At 66.9% G+C, this 20,815-nt stretch carries 22 protein-coding genes and 1 pseudogene; all 23 read right to left on the reverse strand.

Going from position 1 to position 20,815, the window contains the following annotated elements; genetic code table 11:
• Positions 1-409, reverse strand: a pseudogene (locus tag VAE54_RS02185) (hypothetical protein); the annotation flags it as partial.
• A 29-nt stretch (positions 410-438) separates the two neighbouring features.
• Positions 439-1,569: a M48 family metallopeptidase gene (locus VAE54_RS02190; protein WP_322800295.1), complete on the reverse strand. Its 1,131-nt coding sequence runs from the start codon at positions 1,567-1,569 to the stop codon at positions 439-441.
• Between the two features lie 15 nt (positions 1,570-1,584).
• The gene (locus VAE54_RS02195; protein ID WP_322800296.1) at positions 1,585-2,217 is read right to left on the reverse strand and encodes an MBL fold metallo-hydrolase; all 633 of its coding nucleotides are present in this window, start codon (positions 2,215-2,217) and stop codon (positions 1,585-1,587) included.
• Positions 2,218-2,318: 101 nt separating this feature from the next.
• A complete protein-coding gene (locus tag VAE54_RS02200) occupies positions 2,319-3,839 on the reverse strand; it encodes a hypothetical protein (protein ID WP_322800297.1) in 1,521 nt (506 codons plus the stop codon).
• On the reverse strand, positions 3,836-4,558 hold the full coding sequence (locus tag VAE54_RS02205; protein ID WP_322800298.1) for a class I SAM-dependent methyltransferase: 723 nt from the start codon (positions 4,556-4,558) through the stop codon (positions 3,836-3,838). The genes VAE54_RS02200 and VAE54_RS02205 overlap by 4 nt, the downstream gene beginning before the upstream one ends.
• A complete protein-coding gene (locus tag VAE54_RS02210) occupies positions 4,533-5,333 on the reverse strand; it encodes a glycosyltransferase family 2 protein (RefSeq protein ID WP_322800299.1) in 801 nt (266 codons plus the stop codon). The genes VAE54_RS02205 and VAE54_RS02210 overlap by 26 nt, the downstream gene beginning before the upstream one ends.
• Positions 5,317-6,267 carry an NAD-dependent epimerase/dehydratase family protein gene (locus tag VAE54_RS02215; protein WP_322800300.1) on the reverse strand — a complete coding sequence of 317 codons (951 nt, stop codon included), beginning with the start codon at positions 6,265-6,267 and terminating at the stop codon, positions 5,317-5,319. The genes VAE54_RS02210 and VAE54_RS02215 overlap by 17 nt, the downstream gene beginning before the upstream one ends.
• Positions 6,237-7,100, reverse strand: coding sequence for an aldolase/citrate lyase family protein (locus VAE54_RS02220; protein ID WP_322800301.1), 864 nt, complete (start codon positions 7,098-7,100; stop codon positions 6,237-6,239). Before VAE54_RS02220 ends, VAE54_RS02215 begins: the two co-directional genes overlap by 31 nt.
• The gene (locus VAE54_RS02225; RefSeq protein ID WP_322800302.1) at positions 7,097-7,948 is read right to left on the reverse strand and encodes a class I SAM-dependent methyltransferase; all 852 of its coding nucleotides are present in this window, start codon (positions 7,946-7,948) and stop codon (positions 7,097-7,099) included. The genes VAE54_RS02220 and VAE54_RS02225 overlap by 4 nt, the downstream gene beginning before the upstream one ends.
• Positions 7,949-7,962: 14 nt before the next feature.
• Positions 7,963-8,460: a hydrogenase maturation protease gene (locus VAE54_RS02230; RefSeq protein WP_322800303.1), complete on the reverse strand. Its 498-nt coding sequence runs from the start codon at positions 8,458-8,460 to the stop codon at positions 7,963-7,965.
• Complete coding sequence (locus VAE54_RS02235) at positions 8,457-9,755, reverse strand: Ni/Fe hydrogenase subunit alpha (RefSeq protein WP_322800304.1); 1,299 nt, start codon at positions 9,753-9,755, stop codon at positions 8,457-8,459. Before VAE54_RS02235 ends, VAE54_RS02230 begins: the two co-directional genes overlap by 4 nt.
• Positions 9,721-10,524 carry a hypothetical protein gene (locus tag VAE54_RS02240; protein ID WP_322800305.1) on the reverse strand — a complete coding sequence of 268 codons (804 nt, stop codon included), beginning with the start codon at positions 10,522-10,524 and terminating at the stop codon, positions 9,721-9,723. Before VAE54_RS02240 ends, VAE54_RS02235 begins: the two co-directional genes overlap by 35 nt.
• A gap of 43 nt (positions 10,525-10,567) precedes the next feature.
• Complete coding sequence (locus tag VAE54_RS02245) at positions 10,568-11,431, reverse strand: FAD/NAD(P)-binding protein (RefSeq protein WP_322800306.1); 864 nt, start codon at positions 11,429-11,431, stop codon at positions 10,568-10,570.
• Entirely contained in the window at positions 11,428-11,907 is a 480-nt protein-coding gene (locus VAE54_RS02250) for a cyclic nucleotide-binding domain-containing protein (RefSeq protein WP_322800307.1), read from the reverse strand. Before VAE54_RS02250 ends, VAE54_RS02245 begins: the two co-directional genes overlap by 4 nt.
• A 4-nt stretch (positions 11,908-11,911) precedes the next feature.
• Positions 11,912-13,066: a 4Fe-4S dicluster domain-containing protein gene (locus VAE54_RS02255; protein ID WP_322800308.1), complete on the reverse strand. Its 1,155-nt coding sequence runs from the start codon at positions 13,064-13,066 to the stop codon at positions 11,912-11,914.
• Between the two features lie 141 nt (positions 13,067-13,207).
• Positions 13,208-14,257, reverse strand: a complete 1,050-nt coding sequence (gene hypE, locus VAE54_RS02260; protein WP_322800309.1) for a hydrogenase expression/formation protein HypE — start codon at positions 14,255-14,257, stop codon at positions 13,208-13,210.
• Between the two features lie 5 nt (positions 14,258-14,262).
• Entirely contained in the window at positions 14,263-15,117 is an 855-nt protein-coding gene (locus tag VAE54_RS02265) for an enoyl-CoA hydratase/isomerase family protein (RefSeq protein ID WP_322800310.1), read from the reverse strand.
• Between the two features lie 379 nt (positions 15,118-15,496).
• Entirely contained in the window at positions 15,497-15,640 is a 144-nt protein-coding gene (locus tag VAE54_RS14500) for a DUF2283 domain-containing protein (protein ID WP_416223758.1), read from the reverse strand.
• A gap of 328 nt (positions 15,641-15,968) precedes the next feature.
• Positions 15,969-17,132: a hydrogenase formation protein HypD gene (gene hypD / locus VAE54_RS02270; RefSeq protein ID WP_322800311.1), complete on the reverse strand. Its 1,164-nt coding sequence runs from the start codon at positions 17,130-17,132 to the stop codon at positions 15,969-15,971.
• Positions 17,129-17,410: a HypC/HybG/HupF family hydrogenase formation chaperone gene (locus VAE54_RS02275; protein WP_322800312.1), complete on the reverse strand. Its 282-nt coding sequence runs from the start codon at positions 17,408-17,410 to the stop codon at positions 17,129-17,131. The genes hypD and VAE54_RS02275 overlap by 4 nt, the downstream gene beginning before the upstream one ends.
• On the reverse strand, positions 17,410-19,818 hold the full coding sequence (gene hypF, locus VAE54_RS02280; RefSeq protein ID WP_322800313.1) for a carbamoyltransferase HypF: 2,409 nt from the start codon (positions 19,816-19,818) through the stop codon (positions 17,410-17,412). Before hypF ends, VAE54_RS02275 begins: the two co-directional genes overlap by 1 nt.
• Positions 19,808-20,482, reverse strand: a complete 675-nt coding sequence (gene hypB, locus VAE54_RS02285) for a hydrogenase nickel incorporation protein HypB (RefSeq protein WP_322800314.1) — start codon at positions 20,480-20,482, stop codon at positions 19,808-19,810. Before hypB ends, hypF begins: the two co-directional genes overlap by 11 nt.
• Positions 20,421-20,815 (reverse strand): hydrogenase maturation nickel metallochaperone HypA (locus VAE54_RS02290; RefSeq protein ID WP_322800315.1); only part of this gene is annotated, 395 nt, incomplete at its 5' end. The genes hypB and VAE54_RS02290, both read right to left, overlap by 62 nt.

The following is a 20,815-nucleotide window of genomic DNA, read 5'->3' on the forward strand; positions in this document are numbered from 1 at the left end:
TGCGGATCTGGGCTTCCTCCAGGCGGGCGACGCGTTCTTCGGTGCGGGCCTGGGCTTCGGCGAGGCGGGCGAGGGCTTCCTCGACGCGGGCGAGGCGCTCTTCAGTGCGGGCCTGGGCTTCGATCAGGCGGGCCAGGGTGGCCTCGGTGCGGGCCTGGGCTTCGATCAGGCGGGCCAGGGTTTCCTCCAGCGATCGGTGGTCCATGGCGAGCTGATTCACTTCCCCCCGCAGCCTGCCGATGTTTTCCTCCAGGACCTCGATCAGCCGGCGCAGATCCGCTGTGCCCCGTTCCCCGCGAGCGGCCAGATGATCCAGGGCCCTCAGGATCGTCTCTACCGCCGCTTCCTCAAATACCCTGCGGAGGATCGCTCGCAGCGTTTCCTGTTCTTCACGGGTAAGCGTCTGCATGCAGGTGGCCCTCGCGCGCAGATTCAGGATTAGTTTACCACATCGGGATTGAGGGGGGAAGAAGCGGCGAGGGCTTCGGCGGCCCGGATCCGTTTCCCCAGCGCCGGATGGGTGGAGAGAATCCATTCCACCCACGGCTCCGGATCCAGCTCCGCCAGATTCTGTTCCCCCAGCTTCCGCAGGGCGGCCGCCAGGGCGTCTGGCCGCCCGCACAGGCGGATGGCCTCCCGGTCCGCTTCCCATTCCCGCCAGCGGGACCAGGCGTTCATCGGGATCATCCCGATGAGACCGAAGAGCAGCGCGCCGATGGCCAGCACGGGCAGGCTGGATGGGTGATCCAGGCGAGGGAGGCCCAGGATCCGGAGCCCCAGGGGCAGCCATTGGGCCCCCAGGAAAAAGCCCGCCAGGCCGATCAGGCTCTCCAGGGCCAGGCCCAGCGGGATGTCCCGATGGAGATGATGGGCCAGCTCATGGGCCAGGATCGCCTCGATCTCCTCGGGGGTATAGCGCTGGAGCATCGTGTCCCCGATGACGATCCGACGGGTTGGGCCCAGACCCATTAGCCCCGCGTTGGCCGCCCGGGTCCGGCGACTCATGTCGATCACATAGGCGCCCCGCACCCGGGTGCCGGCCCGCTGGGCCAGGCGGGCCAGCCGCCCGGCGAGCTCGGGATCCTGGAGGGGCTGGAACCGGTAGAACAGGGGGGCCAAGAGCACAGGGGCGAGCTGGGCCAGCACAACGGTGAAGCCGATCCAGGCGGCTCCCACGGGGAGCCACCAGGTGTGAGGCCAGCGCCGGAAGGCGAGATAGAGCCCGCCGATCAGAGGCAGGCCGATGGCGGCGCTGATCCCCCCGGCTTTGAGGTAATCGAGGAACCACGCGGCGCGCGTCTGGGTGGAGAGGCCGAAACGGTGGGGGAGGAGGAACCCGCTGTAGAAATCGAGGGGGAAGGAGAGCAAGGCCCATCCCCCTCCGAACAGGAAGGCCATCCCCATCGCGTCCAGCGGGGACGGGAGGCGGCGGGCCAGGGCCTCGCCGAGGCCGAGGGCCAGGCCGCTTCCCAGCCAGGCCATGGCGTAGGCGGCGAACAGGGCCATCTCCGCCGCCCACAGGCGACGACGCAGCCGGGCGTAACGCCGGGCCTGCTCCTCCCGGTCCATCGCCTGCTCCCCGGATCAGCGCTCCGGCTTCAGGATGACCACGGTGCCCGGATAGAGGGAGCGGAAGCGCTCGGCGTCGGCCTCCGTGCCGGCCACCCCGGCCCCGTAGTGCATGGGGATGGCGACCTTCGGCCGGATGGCCGCGGCGGCCTGGGCGGCCTCCTCCGCCGTCATCACGTAAGTCCCGCTGACGGGGAGCAGGGCGATATCGCAGCGGATCTCCTTCATCTCGGGGATGAAGTCCGTGTCCCCGGCGAAGTAGAGGCGTTCCCCCTCAATGGTGAGGACGAACCCCAGCCCGCCGGCTTCCCGGGGGTGGAAGCGTTTGTTGATGTTGTAGGCCGGCACCGCTTCGATCTCCACGCCCTTCACGGAGAGGCGCTCGCCGGGGCGCATGGCCTGGGCGCCTTTGATTTTGGCGGCCGCTGCCGGGCTGCCGATGATCACGGTGTCCGGCTGGCGGAGCCGGTTGATGTCCTCCGGAGAGCAATGATCGAAGTGCTCGTGGCTGATCAGGATAAGATCCGCTTTCGGCGCGTCCGCAGGGACCTGCCAGGGATCCAGGTAGATCACCGGCGGTCCATCGATGCGGAAGGCGTCATGACCCAGCCAGTGGATCCGGCTCAACAGGCGAGGGCGCGTTTCCATGGGGAACCTCCCTCCGATGCTCGGGGACTGTCCATCGAGCCGCCCGATTTCTCATGGCAAACTATAGGGCCGGTCAGGCAGGAAAAGCAACCTCGGACCGCTTATCGTTCCGCGCGATACAGGGTGCAGAGGCCCAGGTTCTCAACCGGTTCCATCTCCTGCTCCACGAACGCCTCGATCCGCACCGGGCGCAGGTTCCATTCCCAGCGCCAATAGCACACCCAGCGGATGCGCCCCTCCCGGATGGCCTGCATGGTCTCCTCCTGGCCGGCCCGGCCGAAGGAGGTGGCCGTGGGGTAATCAAAGGGCGTCGGGTTGCGCAATTCGGTCTGCAGATAATAGAACCCGGCGGTGGGGAAAAGCAGGAACACAGAGGGCTCAGGAGCCCGTTCGCGCAATCGCGCGCTCTCTTCCAGGATCTGCGCTTGCAGGGCAGGGGCGATCAGGACGCCCCCGAAATGGGGAAGGGAAGAGATCGTCAGACGGCCCTGGAGGAGGCGCAACGGCGGGATCATCAACGCCACGATCAGGCCCAGGATGAGCAGCGCGCCGATCCCGCGTTCGAGGACGATTTTCCACGGGCGGATCGGCCACGTGCTCCATCCGCCGATCATTACTGTCAGCAAAGCCGGGACGGCATAAAGGAGGTGCGCATAATCGGCCCGGGGGAAGATGCCCAGGAAAGCGGCCGCCGCAAAGAGGCCGGAGGCGAGCCATGGGGCGCGCCCGGATGAGGGCGGAACCAGGAAGCCGCCGATCCAGAAGAAACCGGCCAGGAAAGGCAGGAGGAACGAAAAGGATCTCAGGGCCCACAGCCCCTGTTCCAGGGTGGAACGGGGGGAAAGGGTTTGCAGGCCGCGAAGGATCCCTACAAGCCCTTCCATATACGGGATCCCGGAGAGGCGCAGGTAAGTTGGCTTGTTGAGCATGCCGTAATCCATAAACTTCGGCCCCCCGCCGCTCAGCCAGACCGGCAGGAACGTCAGCGCGAGGGTCCCCAGAAAGGCGAGCCCGAGGGGTCCGCTCTCGATCCACAGCTGGCGGAGGGGAGAGCGTTCTTCCTTGTGCCGGGCCAGGTAGCTCCCCAGGATCGCCAGAAACGCGTAGCCGCCGATGTTCTGTTTGGCGGCGAAACTCAGCCCGGCGGCTGCCCCTGCCCAAGCGAGGAGGCACCGGCGGGCCCGCGCGTCACTGGCTCCCAGCGCAGCGGTGGTGGCATCGAAAGCGGCCATCAGGAAGGCGTTGGCCAGAGATTGATAGGGCGCGTGGGGCGCAGGGGGCGCCAGCAGCAGGTTCGCCCCGAGGAACAGCATGCATGCTCCTGGGCCCGCCCCCATCCGCTCCAGGATACGCATCCCGAAGAGCAGCGCGGCCGTGTAGCCGGCGGCCACCACGGCCTTCACCGCGAGGATCTCCACGCCGATCAGGGAGATCAGGGGCGCGGTGAAAGCCACAGCGAGAGGGCCGGCCCCGTAGAACACGTCCCGGTAAAGCACCTCCCCCTCATGGACCCGCCGCATCACCTGCAGGAACCACGCCTCATCCCCCCGGTTGATCCCCGCCGCCATGTTCAGATACAGGCTGATCAGAAATAGACCGACCGTTAGAGCCGCTTTTTTCATCTCTGATCCCCGCGGAACAGCTGAAAGGGCAGAAGCGATCGCCAGAGGGGCGCCTGTTCCAGGAGTCGCTCCAGGCAACCTCCCCAGGGGTGGTTCGACAGAAACGGGGGGAAGAAGCCGTAGCGAGCGATGGCGGTCAGCCGTAGCCCGGCCAGCTCCATCGCCTCTGAAATCACGGAAGGGCGCATGTTCAGGATCCCCCGTTCCGCCGCCCACGACATCCCCGGTGTGATCAGGATCTGAAGATAGTAAAGAGGGTTGAGGGGGTTGGGCTCTAGGAAAACCACTCGCCCTCCCGGTCGCAGAAGCCGAGCCATAGACGCGAAGGCCTGGCGCAGGTCCGCCAGATGGTGGAGGACAAAGAAGCCCACCAGCGCGTCATAGCGTCCGTGCAGCTCGGGAGGACAGCGGTGGATGTCCGCGCAGTAGACCGGGATGCGGTATCGCCCGCCATCGAATTCCTGCATTCGTTCGATCAGGAAGGGGGAGAGCTCCAGCCCCTCCACCTGGAGGCCGCGCTCGGCCAGCAGGAAGGCATGACGGCCCATCCCGCATCCCACATCCAGGATCCGCTCCCCCGGCCGGAGATCGCCAAAGCGGATGACCTCATCCACCTGGCGGATCACGTAGGGTGTCCGCTCCGGCCACATCGTGCGCTTGACGCGGCGTCCGAAATATTCGCGCTGGCGCTGGTTATGGATCTCGATGCGCTCCGACATGGGCGCGCTTCGCTCCTCCAGGGAGATGGGTGTGTGGTTCTGGGAAGGGCAGCGCGTTGGAGAGGCGAAGGAAGCGGGCCGGGTTGCGTTTCAGCGCCCAGGCGGTGCGGAGGATGCGCCAGGCGAGCCGCCAGCGCATGCCCGTCGTGTAGGCGGAGCGGCCGATCGGGCGCAGGGAGCGGTGGATCGGAACGACCCGCGTGGGAAAGCCCGCACAGGCGATCAGTGTGGGCAAATGCGGTTCTGGGGCATCCCAGCGTCGCAGGGCCTCCGTCACCTGACCTTCCATCAGGCAGAAGGTCCCGGCATCCGCCGGAGCCCCGCAGATCCAGTGGAGGGCCCGCTTGAAGAGCCACGAGGTCAGCATCCGATCCAGCCGCTCATATCGCCCGCGTCGTCCGGCGAAGACCACAAGGGCCCGGCCCTGCGCTTCCTCCATCGCCTTTCGGAGAAGCGGGATGGCTTCCGGCGGGTCCTGCAGGTCCGCATCCATCACGACCACATAACGCCCCCGGGTTTCGTGCAGGCCGAGCCAGATGGCCCGGTGCTGCCCGACGTTTCGGGGGAGATCCAGGATCCGGATCCGGGGATCCCGGGCGGCGAGCTCCCGCAGCACCTTTAGGGAGCCCTCGGGGCAGGCATCGTGGACGGCGATCAGTTCCCAGGACCAGCCCGCCCCATCCAGGACGGATTGCAGGCGTGCATACAGGGAGTGAAGGGTTTCCCGGTTCCGGAAGACCGGAATGACCACGCTGATTTCAGGCCGGATCTCCATGGCGCTGCATCCATTCCAGGGTCCTTCGCAGGCCGGCGGGCAGATCCCACCGGGGGAACCATCGCAGTCGGCGTTGGGCCTTCCGGATATCCGCCACCCAGCAGGAGGTGTCCGGCGGGCTGGGAGGATGGTCGCCGATCCGGAGGCGAAGGGATCGGCCGGTGATGGATTCCACCCATGCGGCCACCTCCTCGTTGGTCCACTGGATGCCGGTGCCGATGTTGAAGGATTCCCCCGGCCGGACCGATCGCATGGCGGCGCGCAGGCATGCCTCCACCACGTCCTCGACGAAGACGAAATCATGCCGGTAACCGGGCGCGGTCAGGCGGACCTCCTCCCCGGTGAGGGCGGCGCGGAGCAGCGTGGGGATGAGCTGCTCTGGAGGCTGGCCGGGCCCATAGACGTAAAATGGGCGAAGGATAACCGCGGGCAGGCCGAAGGCCCGAGCGTAAAAAGCCACCAGCACGCTGGCCGCGGCCTTCGCAACCCCCCGGTCGGTTATCGGGCGCAAGGGATCCCCCTCTCGGATCGCCCGCGGATACGGGCCGTATTCCAGGGAGCTGCCCATATGGATAAAACGGGCGATCCCCGCATCCCGCGCTGCCTCCAGCAGGTGCGCGGTACCCATAAGACTGGACCGCAGGAGCTCCAGGCGTTCCTCTGGCGTGCACGGGTGCCCGCGCCGGGCGGCGAGATGGAAAATCCAGCGGGGGCACATGTTCGTTACCACCTCCCGCACCCCCTTCGCATCCAGGAGGTCCCCCCGGTGGATCGAAACCCGATCCATCATCCCGGCCAGGCGCCTGAGATCGGTGCCCGGTCGAACGATGAGGTGGACCTGCGCGCCGGCCTCCAGCAGGCGGCGCGTCAGGTGAGCGCCGATGAAGCCAGCTCCGCCGGTGATCAGGATGGGCGCGCCCTGGAGATCGGCCATGGGCTCATGATCCGATGACGGTTTGAAAAGAAAGCGTCCGCTTCCTCAATGGCGCGCAGGAGCTCCTGGTGTTGAGCCTCAAGCGCAGAGAGGGGCTCCTGGAAAGCCTCCCGCAGCGCCTCCAGGATCCGTGGGATCTCCACCCGGGGATCCCGGCCCACGACATCCCGCAAGAAGGAACGCCGCAGGAACGAGAACGAACAGCCCAGCCGGGCCATCTCCGCGATCAACAGGCGACAGGGGATGGGAAAGCCGCGATCTGGAAGGGTCAGCCCCGCGAAGCCGAAGGGGATGGGGAAGGCGGACCGGACCCACTCCACAATTCCATCCGGGATCGCCCGGAACGGATTGGGGGTTCTTCGCTCGATGGCCAGATCGTGCAGCCCCAGGTAAGCCCGGGTGAGGGGAAGACGGGCCAGGCGCTCGCAAATAGCCACCGCCTCTCGCGTTTCGATCAGGATCCCGAGCCCACATCGTCCCCTGATCCATTCCAGGGCCTGCTCTACCTCCTCTACGGAGCGGACCATGGGGAGCAGGATCTCATCGGCGCCGGCCTGCACGGCGGCCTCGATCTCCTTTTGGGTCCAAGGGCCGAAGGCGTTGATCCGGCACAGGACGGATGCGGTAGTGCAGGCGCGAACCCGTTGCAGGTCCTCCAAGGTGTCGTGGTTGATCTGGGTGTCGAAGCCCGCCTGGCGTTCCGCCTTGCCGATGTATTCCCAATCCACCACCACGCCGGTCGCTCCGCCCGCCACCGCCAGGCGGATCAGATCCGGATCGGTGGAGAACAGGAAAAGATCGAAATCCCTCCGGGGCTGTGCGATTTTGTTCATGATGCGCCGGCCTTTGATGAGGGAGGTTCAGGGACGCCTGCATCTTCACCCGCCTGAGGCAATGCCCCATCCGACCCGGGGTTCCGACTCCGGCAAAGGGGATCCTTGCGCGCCAGCGCGAGCAGGGTTGAACCCCAGGGCCATCGTATCCAGCGCCCCATGGCGACTTCCAGGCGCACCGCCTGAAGCAGCAGGTGGTTCAACCATCGGGAAGGGCGCTCCTCGAACCTCTGAAACCCCGGGCGGTGGCGCCCGGCCCATCGGCTCGCCAGGATCAGGGGGAAGAGCAGGAACATGTAAAACCGCATGTCTACAATGCGAAATCCTGCTTCCTTCAAGCGGTTTCGAAGCATCGTTGGGGTGTAACGCCGGCGATGCCCGGCCTCCCGATCCCGGGCGCTCCAGAGCCATGGGAGGGCAGGGGCGGAGAGGAGCACCCATCCGCCGGGCTTCAACACACGCTGCGCCTCCCGCAGCGCCTCATGATCCTCCAGGTGCTCCAGAACGTCCAGCAGCAGGACTGCGGATACGCTGCCCGCGCGAAGAGGGAGCCGCCTGGCGTCGCCCTGAACCAGAGCCAGGGAAGGCACCCGGGCCTTTAAATCTCTCAGGCCATCCGGCAGCACATCCACGCCCATCACGCGGAAACCATGTTCGGCCAGCCAGCGAACCGTCCACCCGGTTCCACAGCCTGCATCGAGAACCAGCCCCTCCGCCGGGAGGGCGATCCGCCTCAGCCAGCGCTGGAGGAAAGCCCGGCGCCCGACGAACCAGAAGTGCCCCGCTTCCATCCGGGCAATGCGTTCCAGGCGCTCGGGGTGAAAAGAGAGATGATTCCCGCGCTCCATTTGTGGAGGCCATCTCATCCGGGACGGAATTCGTTGTGTATTTTATCCAGCCGGGCGATCATGCGCGCCAGCCGGCGGACCAGGCGGCGGGCGCCGTCTTCCACCGCCGGGGAGAGCTTCTCTCCGAATCCGAAGTCTTCTCCCACGATCCCATAGAGAACCAGGCACGGGGGGAATGGCCCCAGGGTTCGGGCGAGGGCAAGGGCCTCCCTCAGGGAGAGCCCATGGGTGGAGAAGCTTCGGGGGACGGGGTTCTCGAGGAGGCGATCCCCGCGGATTCGGAGGACCGTGCCCGGAGGAAGGCGGGCGGCCACCGCATCCACGATCCAGGCGATCTCCGCCCCTGTCCATGCCCGGGCCAGCGCCACCGGATCGGGAACCCCCAGAGGGATGACCGCGCCCTCGGGCCCGCTCCGGGCCTGGAGCTGAGCGGCCACCCACAACCCCACCCCATCGTCCCGCCGCATCGGATGGCCCAGGCCGATGAGCACCCAGCGGGGACCCGCGTTCATTCCTCCACAAGCTCCAGCTGGAGGAAGTGCGTGGCGCAGGAGATGCACGGATCGTAGTTCCGGATGGCCTGCTCACAGCGCCAGGTGATCTGATCCTTCGGCAAGGGGAGCAAACAAGGCACCAGTTTGCGCAGATCGTCCTCGATGCGGCGCTGGTTCTGGGCGGTAGGCGGGACAATCTTCGCTTCCTCGATCAGGCCATCGGCGTTGATCCGATAGCGATGATACAGGAGCCCTCGTGGAGCCTCGCTGGCCCCAAAGCCGGTCCCCGCCCGGACCTCGAAGGGCTCGAAGGGGCGATCCGGCGGCTCGTAGCGATCGATGAGGCGCAGGGCCTCCTCGCAGGCGTGGATGACCTCGATGCCGCGGACGAGGAGGCTGCGGAAGGGGTTGCGCACCGGGGGGATCAGGCCGATGGAAGCGGCCACCTCCCGGGCCAGCGGAGAGAGCTGATGGAAATTCAGGTTGAAGCGGGCCAGGGGGCCGACCATGTAGCTGCCGCGCCCCCGAATCACCGCGTGCAGGGCGTTGCTGTAGGGCACGTGGATCTCCTCGATAATCTCCTCAAAGGCGGAGACCGGGGCCAGCCACCCGTGGCTGAAACGAACCTGACCCTCCAGGATAGCGTATTCCTCGGGATGATAAAGGGCCACGAACTCGTAATCCTCCTCGAACTCCGGGAACTCCAGACCGGCCATCCAGCGGAGGGCTTCGATCATGAGATCGCGAGCGCGGGCAAGCTCCTCTTTGTGTTCCAGGAGGGCCCGGCGCGATGGGACGGAATAGAAGCCCCCGACGCGGACGTTGATGGGATGAACCTCGCGGCCGCCGATGCGGGCCATCAGGGCGTTCCCCGCCTTCTTGATCTGAAGCCCCTTCTGCACCCAATCCGGGTGATCCCGGGCCATGTGGAGGGCGCTCTCATAGCCCAGGAAGTCCGGCAGGTGCAGCAGAAACATGTGGAGGGCATGGCTTTCGATCCATTCCCCGTAGTAAAGCAGCAACCGCAAGTCCCGGAGGGAGCCTCCCACGGACAGACCGAGGAGGCTTTCCAGGGCGTTGCACGCGCTCATCTGGTAGGCCACCGGGCAGATGCCACAGATACGGGCGGTGATATCCGGCGCCTCCTCGAAACGCCGTCCCCGCAGAAAGGCCTCGAAAAAGCGCGGCGGCTCGTAGATCTCCAAGCGGAGCTCGTGCACCTGCCCGTTCCGCACCCGGATGTGCAGGGCGCCCTCACCTTCCACCCGGGCCAGGGCATCAACCCGAACGGTCAGGGTTCGCGGCTTCGACATAGCGATCTCCTGCCTCCTGAAAAGCAGGGGCATACGCGTTGAAGGTCCGGAACATCCGCACCAGATCCGGGGAGGTCATCCCATGGGCCAGCAGCCAGTCCCCCAGGCTGGCCGCGTTGGGCGTTTCCATCGGGCCGAAGCATCCGTAACAGCCGCGGCGATATGCCGGACACAGAGCGCCGCATCCCGCCTGGGTGACCGGCCCCAGACACGGGATCCCCTGAGCGACCATCACACATACGGTCCCCCGGCGTTTGCACTCGATGCACACGCTGTGGTTGGGGATGTTGGGCCGTCGACCGTTGAGGAAGGCGCTGATGAGTTCCAGCAGGGGCCCTTTCCCGATGGGACAGCCCCGCAGCTCGAAGTCCACCGGCACATAGGCGGAGGCGGGCAGGGATTTCTCCAGGGTCCGGATGTATTCCGGCCGGGCGTAGACCTGCTCCATGAACTCCCGCACATCGGCGAAATTGCGCAGGGCCTGGATCCCACCAGCGGTGGCGCAGGCCCCGATGGTGACCAGGAAGCGGCTCCGCCGCCGGATCTCCTGTATCTGTTCGATCTGCTCGGGGGTGGAGATGCTCCCCTCCACCAGGGAGAGGTCGTAGGGCCCGCGCACGACCGCCCGGGAGGCTTCCAGGAAGTATGCGATCTCCAGCTCATCCGCCAGGGTGAGCAGCTCATCCTCGCAGTCCAGGAGGGTCAGCTGGCAGCCATCGCAGGAGGCGAACTTCCAGACCGCCAGCTTGGGCTTGCGACGACGCGCCATCGCGTCCTCCTTCCCGGTTTTGGATCGAAACGAACGCGAGCCCTTACAGCTCCCGCACCTCCAGGAGCGGGCGGACGCGGCCCAGGGGGAACACCGGGCCGTCCCGACAGATGAAGACAGGGCCGAACTGGCAGTGGCCGCAGAACCCCACAGCGCACTTCATGTTCCGCTCTAGGGACAGGAAGATGCGCTCCGGGGGCACCTTGCGATCCTCCAGCTCGCGGGCCGCCACACGCATCATGACCTCGGGGCCGCACATCAGAATGAACGCCTTCCGGAAATCCAGCAACCGCTCGGCCAGAGGGAGCAGCGTGGTGACCACCCCGATGTGCCCCCGCCAGGCTTCGTCCCCGCGGTCCACCGTCACGAAGACCTGCAGATCCAGCCGCCCCCGCCAGCGTTCCAGCTCCGCCGGATACAGCAGGTCGGCGGGCGTGCGGGCTCCATAGAGGAGCACCACCTGCTTGTATTCGGAGCGATGAGCCAGGATGTGCTGGAGGGCGGGACGCAGGGGTGCCAGCCCGATGCCCCCGGCGAGGATCAGGATGTCGTGTCCCTTGGCCTCCTCAAGGGGCCAGCCCTTCCCGAAGGGGCCTCGCACCCCCACGACGTCGCCTTTCCGGAGCCGGGCCAGGGCCCGCGTGACGGATCCGACCGCCCGCACCGTGTGCTCCAGGTCCCCGCTGCGGGGATGGACCCCGCTGATGGAGATCGGGACCTCGCCGATGCCGAACAGGTAGAGCATGTTGAACTGGCCGGGCTGGAAGGCCGACGGGCGGCCCTCCGGAGGGCGCAGGCGCAACGTCACCGTGTCCCCGGTCTCCCGGCGGATCCCGGTGACCGGATAGGGGGTGGGGAGGAAGCGCTCCAGCGTCGGCGCCGATGGGTGGGTGGGAGAAGGGATCATGGCGTCCTCCGCTCCGACGGAGCGTAGAGATCCAGCAGCTGCAGGCGGGTCGCTTTCAAGCGGCCGGCGACCACAGCGAGCAGGCGGCTCAGGATCCAGGCGGCGAGGGCGCAGTCCTGGCTCATCCGGGCCCGGAGGGCGGCGGCGTCCAGGACCACGGCGGTGGTTTCGGCGAGGGCGCGGGCGTCAAACTCCCAGCGGTAAGGCGGGAGCGCCCACGACCAGCCGACCACTTCCCCCGCGCTCACGGTTTGCAGGCGCAGGGTTCCCCGCTCGGGCGCGAACATCTCGATGGCCACCAGGCCGTCCACGATGAGGAAAAAGGCATCGGCGGCGCGTCCCTCCCGCAGCAGCAGCGCGTCCGGCGGGTAGGTCTGCAGCCGCGCCATCTCCGCCAGGACCTCTTTCCAGGCCTCCTCCATGTCGTGGGTGAAGGGGTGCTGGCGCAGGGCCTCCAGGATCGCCGCTTTGGACATCGGATCACCTCCTCTCCGCCTCGAGGGTGGCGCCGTCGGTCCTGCGGATGGCGGCCACCTCTTCGGTCAGATCGATCCCTACCGGGCACCAGGTGATGCAGCGTCCACAGCCGACGCATCCCGAGGTCCCGAACTGCTCCCACCAGGAGGCCAGCTTGTGGGTCAGCCACTGCCGGTAACGGGCCTTCGCGCTCTGGCGGATGGGGCGGCCGGCGGTGTAGGTGAACTCGGTGGTGAAGCACGAATCCCAGCGGCGCACCCGCTCGGCCTGGGTGCCGGTGAGATCGCTGACGTCCTCCACAGTGAAGCAGAAGCAGGTGGGACAGACCATGGTGCAGTTCCCACAGGTGAGGCAGCGCTGGGCCACCTCCTCCCAGCGGGGATGCTCCAGGTTGCGGTAGAGCAAGGCGGGCAGGTCGGTGGTGTCCATCTGCCGGCCCATGGCGCGGGCGGTGGCGGCGAGTTGCGCCTCCACCGCGGCCCGGTCGGCCTCGGTGGCGGGAGCGCAGGGGATGCCGGCCATCAACGCCGCACCCCGCTCCGTCCCGATCTCGACGATGAAGGCCTCCGCCAGCTCCGTGAGGATGAGGTCCGCGCCCGGTGGGGCCTTGGGCCCGGTGCCCATGGAGGCGCAGAAGCATGTGCCGCCGGCGACGGCGCACTGCACGGCGATCAGGAAAACCCCCTCCCGACGGGCCTGATACGTCGGGTCCACATACGGCCCGCCCATGAACACCCGATCCAGGATCGCGATGGCGTGAAGCTCGCAAGCCCGGACCCCCAGGAACGCATAGCGGGGCGCAGGATCCGAGGGGGCGATCCACTCGAACCCCGCGCCGTTGCGGCGCGCTCGGCCCAGGGAGAGGACCGGGGGATGCAGGAAGCGCTTCCAGGAATGGGGCCCCACCGCGTAGCCGAAGAAGGAGGAATCCTCCCGACGCTTCAGACGATAGCGTCCGCCGTCCTGCTCATCGGTCCATCCGATGGGGAGATCCGAGACCTGATGGATCTCATCGTAAACGATGGCCCCTTCCCGGATGCAAGGGCCGATGACGGTGTAGCCCTGCCGGCGGAGTGCATCGATCAGGTCCTGCAATCGGGCTTTCTCCATTCGCCACACCGAGTTCGGAACGGGGATCGGGGCCTCGGGGTTTGCCATGGCGCTCTCCTCCCTTTGATACCAAGGGCTGGGCGAAAGTCCGGGCGTTCCTTAAATCAATTATAAACTCTCCTGTTCGGCGCGGCCCGTGAGGAAGCACAACGACGAATTGTGATTTTATTCACAATTTGTGGGCTCTTCTTAGCAGATTCGGGGGAGGGGTTCGCCGGCGGGCATGCTGACCACTCGGAAGCCGCCCACCCGGGTTCGTAGCAGGACCAGGTGGCGGGGGTCCTCCACGACCTCTCCGATCACGGTGGCTTCCTGGCCCAGGGGGTGGGAGCGCATGGCCTCCAGCACCCGCTCCGCGTCCTCCCGGGCGACGATGGCCACCAGTTTCCCTTCGTTGGCCACGTGGAGGGGATCCAGGCCCAGCAACTCGCAGGCGCCCTTTACTTCATCCTGGATCGGGATGCGCGCTTCGTCCAGCTGGATGCCCACGCGGGAGCTCATGGCGATCTCGTTGAGGGCGCTGGCCAGGCCGCCGCGGGTGGCGTCGCGCATGCAGCGGATGCGAGGGCTGGCGCGGAGCATGGCGGCCACCAGGGTGTGAAGCGGCGCGGTGTCGGATCGGATGGGCTGCTCGAACTCGATTTGCTCCCGGGCCAGCATCACCGCGATGCCGTGGGCGGCGATGGGGCCATTCAGGAGCACCACGTCCCCGGGCCGGGCTTGGTCCGCGGAGAGCGTCCCCTCGTATTCCACGAGGCCGAGGCCGGTGGTGGTGATGAAGATCTTGTCCGCCTTCCCCCGGTTGACCACCTTGGTATCCCCGGTGACGATGGGAACCCCCGCCTCCGCAGCGGCCCGGCGCATGGAATCCACGATCTGGCACAGCGTGTCGATGGGCAACCCTTCCTCGAGGATAAAGGCCGCGCTCAGGAACAGCGGCCGGGCTCCACTGACGGCCAGGTCGTTAATGGTCCCGTTCACCGCCAGCCGGCCGATATCCCCCCCGGGGAACACAATGGGATCCACCACGAAGGCGTCGGTGGTGAGGGCGAGGCGCAATCCGTTTACGTTCAGGACCGCGGCGTCGTTCAGCACCCGGGTTTCTGGCGGCAGGAGGAGGGGGCGGAACACCTTCTCGATCAGCTCGTGCATCAGCCGCCCCCCGCTGCCGTGTCCCAGCAGCACGGTGCGATAGGAAAGGGGCGGGATGGGACAGGCTCCCAGGCTCTCGGTCGCCATCGGTTTTACGCTCCCCGGAAATGAGGTTCCCGCTTTTCAAAGAAAGCGGCCAGGCCCTCCGCGAAATCCGGCGTCTCGGCGATCTCCACGAGACACCGCAGCTCTTTCGCCATATGGGAATCCAGACGATCGATCCCCAGCGCCTCATTGATAAGGGCCTTGGTGATCGCCCATGCCCGGGTGGGCCCGCGCGCCAGACGGTGGGCGATGGCCTCCACCTCCTGATCGAAGGTTTCAAAGGGGAAGATCCCGTTGATGAGGCCCCATTCCAGGGCCTGCTGGGCGTTGAGGCGGGGGTTCAGAAAGACCATCTCCATGGCCCGCCGCAGGCCGATGAGGCGGGGGAGAAGGAAGGTGGTGCTCTCCGCCCCCGTGAGGCTGGTTTTGGAGTAGGCCCATTCGAAGGCGGCGCGATCGGAGGCGAAGACCAGATCACAGGCCATGGCCAGGCCCAGGCCACCCGCTGCCGCCACCCCTTTGACGGCGGCGATGAACGGTTTGGGCGCGCGCCGGATCTCGGAGATCGTGCTGTGCAGGTATTCCAGGATCTCCTTGAAGCTCCGCCCGTATCCGCCCTCCACCGGCCGGGCCTCGGGTTGCAGGTAGGAGAAATCCTCCGGATGCTCCCGCTCCCGGACGTATTTCAGGTCCGCCCCGCTGCAAAAGGCCCGATCCGTCCCGGCCAGGATGACGCAGCGGATCGCAGGGTCGCGGGCGAGCTGCAGGGCCGCCTTCCGCAGGTCCCGGGCCATCGCCACGTCCAGGGCGTTGAACCGCTCGGGACGGTCCAGCCGGATGATCCCGATCGCATCTTTCCGTTGCATCCGAATGTGATAGAGTTCGACGACAACGGGTTCCATCGGGCGCTCCCCGGGTTCTCGGAGATACATGCAGGGCCTTCCCCACGCCCAGATCTCTTCCTTGCCCATCGTCCACAGGGAGATCAAAATCCGTGCGGATCCGATTCAGGATGATACTACAGGAAAACCCGGCCGAGCAATGGGGAAGCCGGTGGATTAGGACGCCCGCGGGGCGACGCGATGCGGCGGCCAGGCAATTCCCGTGGGAAGGGAGGGTAACGGGCGCGCTGCGATCCTCGTGAAGCGTTTGCCGCGTGGGAGGCGCCTTCCTTGGAGAGGTGCGTCCGCCAATGTAACGTGTGCTCTGGGAGGCCGAGATGTGGATGCGGAAGCGGCGCGCAGCGGAACCACTCGGCTTCTGGAGGTTACATCCAGCGCTTCATGCTTTCACAGAAGTCCTTTCAGTCAGGATCAAATGAACAACGGGAAGAGCCCTCAACTCCAATTTTGATAGATCGATGATCTTGCTGGCCTCCTCAATCTCAATCCCTATAACACGATTGTGCTCGTCAAAGTCCAGCACAATCCCTGGGGCGATCTCCTCTGACAGTACTTACTCCTTCAATCAATTTGATATACAACATATCGGTCTCAGGGTGATATTCGAAAATCATTGTCTTCTCCCCATTAAGGCCTGAAGCGGCGGTCGAAAAAAGCGTTATGCACGGTCTCCCCATCCGGTTCTGTCACGACTCGAAGGTACTTGTCTACCTCGGCAACATACCTCCAATAACGGATACGCCCGTTGGGCTGCACTTCGGTGCGAAGATGATCTCCTCTCGGTTCAAGATTTCACCCCGCGGGGAACACACAGGATATGTGCGACCTGATAGCAGAGGAGAGCCCTCATGTCAAGTCTGTCCTTCCAGCTCCCTCATTCCCTTAGGCCCTGTGATGTGCCCCCCGTATTCATACCAGATCCGGCATGCGCCCTCGCTGCTCACCATGCAGGCACCCACGGGGGTTTCCGGCGTGCACGCTTTGCCGAAGAGCCGGCAATCGTAGGGCGTGGCGATGCCGGCCATGATGTTGCCGCAGAGGCATTCCTGGGTGAGACGGGGCGGGGCATCGCCCAGCCATTCGGAGAGCCGGATCTCGAAGCGGGCCCGAGCGTCCACCCAGGCGTATTTCCGCCGCAGGCGCAGGTTGCCGTTGGGGACATAGGCGATGCCCCGCCAGACCCCGCTCTCGGTCTCGAAGACCTCCCACAGCAGCCGCTGGGCGTTGCGGTTGCCCTCCGGCGTGACGCAGCGCGGATAGGCGTTGACCACCCGCTTCTCCCCCCGACGGATCAGCTCCACCAGCTGCACCAGGGCGCTCAGGATGTCCAGGGGTTCGAAGCCGGCCACCACCACCGGGATGCCGTGGCGTTCCACGAAGCGCTCGAAGATCTTCCACCCGGTGATGGTCGCCGCATGCCCTGCGGCCAGGAACCCCTGCACCCGGGTCTGGGGCATCTCGGCCACGATCTCCATCACCGGCGGGATGTATTTGTGGGCGGACAAGACAGAGAAGTTCTTTGGGGGGCCGGAGAGGATGACGGCGGCGGTGGCCACCGCCGTGGTCTCGAAGCCGGTGGCGAAGAAGACGACTTCCCGATCGGTCTCCCGGGCGATCTGAAGGGCCTCCCACGGGCTGTAGATCACCCGCACGTCCGCCCCCTCCGCCTTGGCCTCCGCCAGTGATTTAAGGGTCCCGGGCACCCGAAACATGTCCCCGAAGGTGGCCAGGATCACCCCCTGCTCGGCCAGGTAGACGGCCTCGTCCACCTCCGGCATGTCGGTCACGCACACCGGGCAGCCGGGCCCCATGATCACCCGGAGGTTGGGCGGAAGCAGGCTCCGGAGGCCGAAGCGGGCGATGCTCTGCTCGTGGGTGCCGCAAACGTGCATGACCGAGATGGGCTCCGGAAGATCCCGGCACAGCCGATCCAGGGCCTGCTGGAAGGCCTGCACCCGTTCCGGATCCCGGAACTCCAGCCGCTCGGAAGGCTTCGCCATGCGCGCCCGGATCATGGCCCTTCCTCCACCGCGCGCAGCTCATCCCGGATCTCGGCGCGCAGCAGATCCTCCTCCGTCGTCCGGAGCAGGGCCTCGTAGAAGGCGAGGGTGTTCTCCACCTCCTCCGGAGGGATGCGGCGGATGGCGAAGCCCACATGGACCAGGACGTAGTCCCCCGGCGAGACGGGCTCGTCCACAACGTGGAGCAGCACCGGCTTGCGCATCCCCCAGAAGTCCACCAGGGCCGTCCTCTCGTTCACTTCCACCACTTTCCCCGGCACGCCTAAGCACATCATACACCTCCTGTCGGAAACAGATCGGAAGCGCCCTCCAGACGGGCCGCGGCGATCAAGATCTGGCCCAGGCTGATCCCCCCATCGTTGGGGGGGACCTGGCGGTGCAGGAGGACGGTGAAGCCTTCCTCTTCCAGACGTCGGGCGGCCTCTTCGGTCAGATAACGATTCTGGAAGCAGCCGCCGGTCAGCGCCACCCGCGTTTCCCCCACGGCCCGGGCCACGGCGACGATGGCCTCCACCAGCGCCCGGTGGAAGCGCGCCGCGATCCGGCCTCGATCCGTCCTCCGCCGCAGGTCCTCCAGGATGGCCTCCAAGAGGGGGCGCCAGTCCAGGACCCAGGCGGGCTCTCCCCCCGGGTTTTCGACCAGGGGAAGCGGATAGGCGCGCCGCTCGGCGGGATCGGCGAGGAACTCCAGCGCCATGGCGGCCTGGCCTTCGAAGCTCACCTGCTGGTGCAGATCCAGGATGGCCGCCACCGCGTCGAACAGCCGCCCCATGCTGGAGGTGCGCGGGGCGTTCAGCCCGCGGGCCATCATCCGGGCCAGGGCCTGGCGTTCGGCCGGGCGCAGCGTCCGCACCGGCGGGAGGTCCTCCCATTCCATCGCCGCCTCGCCCGCCATCTCCCACAGCAGCGCGAAGGCGACCCGTCGGGGCTCGTGGACCGCCGCGTCCCCTCCGGGGAGGGAGAAGGGCCGCAGGCTGGCGACGCGCCGGAAGCCGGAGGCGTCCCCCCACAAGAACTCGCCGCCCCAGATGGTCCCATCCGGTCCGTAGCCGGTGCCATCCCAGGTGACTCCCAGGGCCGGACCTTCCACGCCGTGATCGGCCAGACAGGCCGCCAGATGGGCGTGATGGTGCTGGATCGGGAGAAGGGGCAAGGGAGAGGGAAGCCGGACCGGCAGGGGGAGGTCCCCGGCGGCGGCCCGTTGCGCCCAGATGGTCGAGGCGTAGTCCGGGTGCAGATCGTGGGCGATGGCGACCGGCTCCGCCTCATACAGGCGGAGGAAATCCACGATCATGCGCTCGAAGGTCCGGAGGGCCTCCACCGTGTCCAGGTCTCCGATGTGGGGGCTCAGGAAGATCTGGCGGCCGATGCTGAGGGCGATGGTGTTCTTGAGGTGCCCGCCCACGGCCAGCAAGGTGGGCAGCGGCCGGCTCAGGAGGATGGGCAGCGGCGCGAAGCCGCGAGCCCGACGGAGGATCCGGGGCTCCCCCCGCATCCAGACCATCACGCTGTCGTCGGCGTGGCGGGCGATGGGGCGGTTGTGGATCAGAAAAGCGTCGGCGACGCGGGCCAGCCGCTGGAAGGCCTCCCGTTCGTCGGTGCAGATGGGCTCGTCGATCAGGTTGCCGCTGGTGGCCACCACAGGGAAATCCAGCTCCCGCAGCAACAGATGGTGCAGCGGCGTGTAGGGGAGCATCACCCCCAGGTAGGGGTTCCCGGGGGCCACGTTCGAGGCCACCGGGGCTCCGGGTCGGCGGGGGAGCAGCACAATGGGGGCCTCCGGCCCGGCAAGCAGCGCCTCGATCTCCGGCGAGGTCTCACACATCACGCGAACCTGATCGAGGTCCCGGGCCATCAGGGCGAAGGGCTTGTCGCGGCGGGGCTTGCGGGCTCGCAGCCGCGCGATGGCCTCCTCGTTCCGCGCGTCGACCATGAGGTGGAATCCCCCCAGCCCTTTGACGGCCACGATCTGGCCCGCGCCCAAAGCGGCCGCGGCCCGGCGCAGCGCCGCGTCCCCCCGGGCGATCCGGCGGTATTCCCCCACCTGAAGGGGGAAGTCCGGGTGGTCCTCCCCATCCGAATCGGCGGAGGGATCCCGCGCGTAGAACGCGAGGGTCGGGCCGCAGCGTGGACACGCGTTAGGCTGGGCGTGGAAGCGGCGATCCATCGGGTTTTCGTATTCGGCCTGACACGCCGGGCACATCCGGAAACGGCGCATCGTGGTGTTGGGCCGATCGTAGGGCAGGGCCTCCACGATGGTCCAGCGCGGCCCGCAATCGGTGCAGTTGGTGAACGGATAGCGATAACGGCGATCGGCGGGGTCCAGGATCTCGGAGAGGCAGCGCGGGCATGTGGCGATATCCGGAAGGATCAGGACCGTTTTCTCCCCTTCGCCCTCGCTGTGGCGGATCTCGAAGCCGGCGTAGCCGGCCGGGTCCAGAGGGAGGGCATGAAGATTATGGATGCGGGCGCGGGGAGGGGCTTCCCGGGGGAGGCGCTCCAGGAAGCGCGCCAGGGCGTGCGGGGGGCCTTCCACCTCGATGAACACCCCCTGGGGATCATTCCGGACCCACCCGGCCAGGCCCAGCTCGGTGGCCAGCCGGTAGATGTAAGGACGGAACCCCACGCCCTGCACGGCGCCCTGGATCTCCACCCGCAGCCGTCGCCGTTCAGCGGCCATGATCCCCTCGACGCGCCCCAAGTTGCGCCGTCAGCCATCCCACCCACTCGTCCACGCCCTGGCCGGTCCGGCATGACAGAAGGAAGAGGGGGATCCCCGGACGGAGGATCGACAGGCCGTGCCGGAAGGCGGAGAGGTCGAAGTCGATGTAGGGCATGAGGTCCACTTTGTTGAGCACGACGGCGTCGGCCTTCTGGAACATCCCCGGATACTTGTAGGGCTTGTCGTGTCCTTCGGGGACGCTGGCGACCACGATGCGGAGATGGGCGCCCAGATCGAACTCCGCCGGGCAGACCAGGTTCCCCACGTTCTCGATGAACAGCAGGTCGAGGTCGGGAAGGGGGAGATGGGAGAGGGCGGAACGGATCATCGGGGCATCCAGATGGCAGGCGCCGCCCGTGTTGATCTGCACCACCGGGATCCCACGGGCGGCGATCCGCTCCGCATCCAGGGTGGAAGCGATGTCGCCCTCAATGACCCCCGCGCGCAGGGAAGGGGGCAGGCGTTCCAGGGCGGCGAGGATCAGGCTGGTTTTGCCTGCCCCTGGGGCGGACATGAGGTTCACGGCCAGGAGGCCGGCGCGATCGAAGGCCGCGCGGTTTTCAGAGGCCACGGCCTGGTTGGCCTGGAGGATCGCCTTCACGACCGGGATCTGCGTCCCCATCCTCCACCTCCATGTATGCAACGAGGCAACCGGTTCCGCCGGTGATCTGAATATGGGGGCTGCCGCAGAAAGGGCATGTCGGAATCAACGGGGGTTCCACCGGGAACCGTGCCTTGCACGTCTGGCAATGCCCCTCTCCGGGCTCCCGGCGGATCCGCAGGATCGCGCCCTCGGCGAGGGTTCCCCGGCTCAGCAGATCAAAATAGAAACGAATGGAATCATCCACGTAACCGGTGAGGGCGCCCACCGTGAGATCGATGGCGAGCACGCGGCGCGCCCTTGCGGCCTCCGCTGCCTCCAGCACCACCGCGAGGATCCCCTCGGCGATCGCCC

Source organism: Thermoflexus sp., from assembly GCF_034432235.1.
GTDB lineage: Bacteria > Chloroflexota > Anaerolineae > Thermoflexales > Thermoflexaceae > Thermoflexus.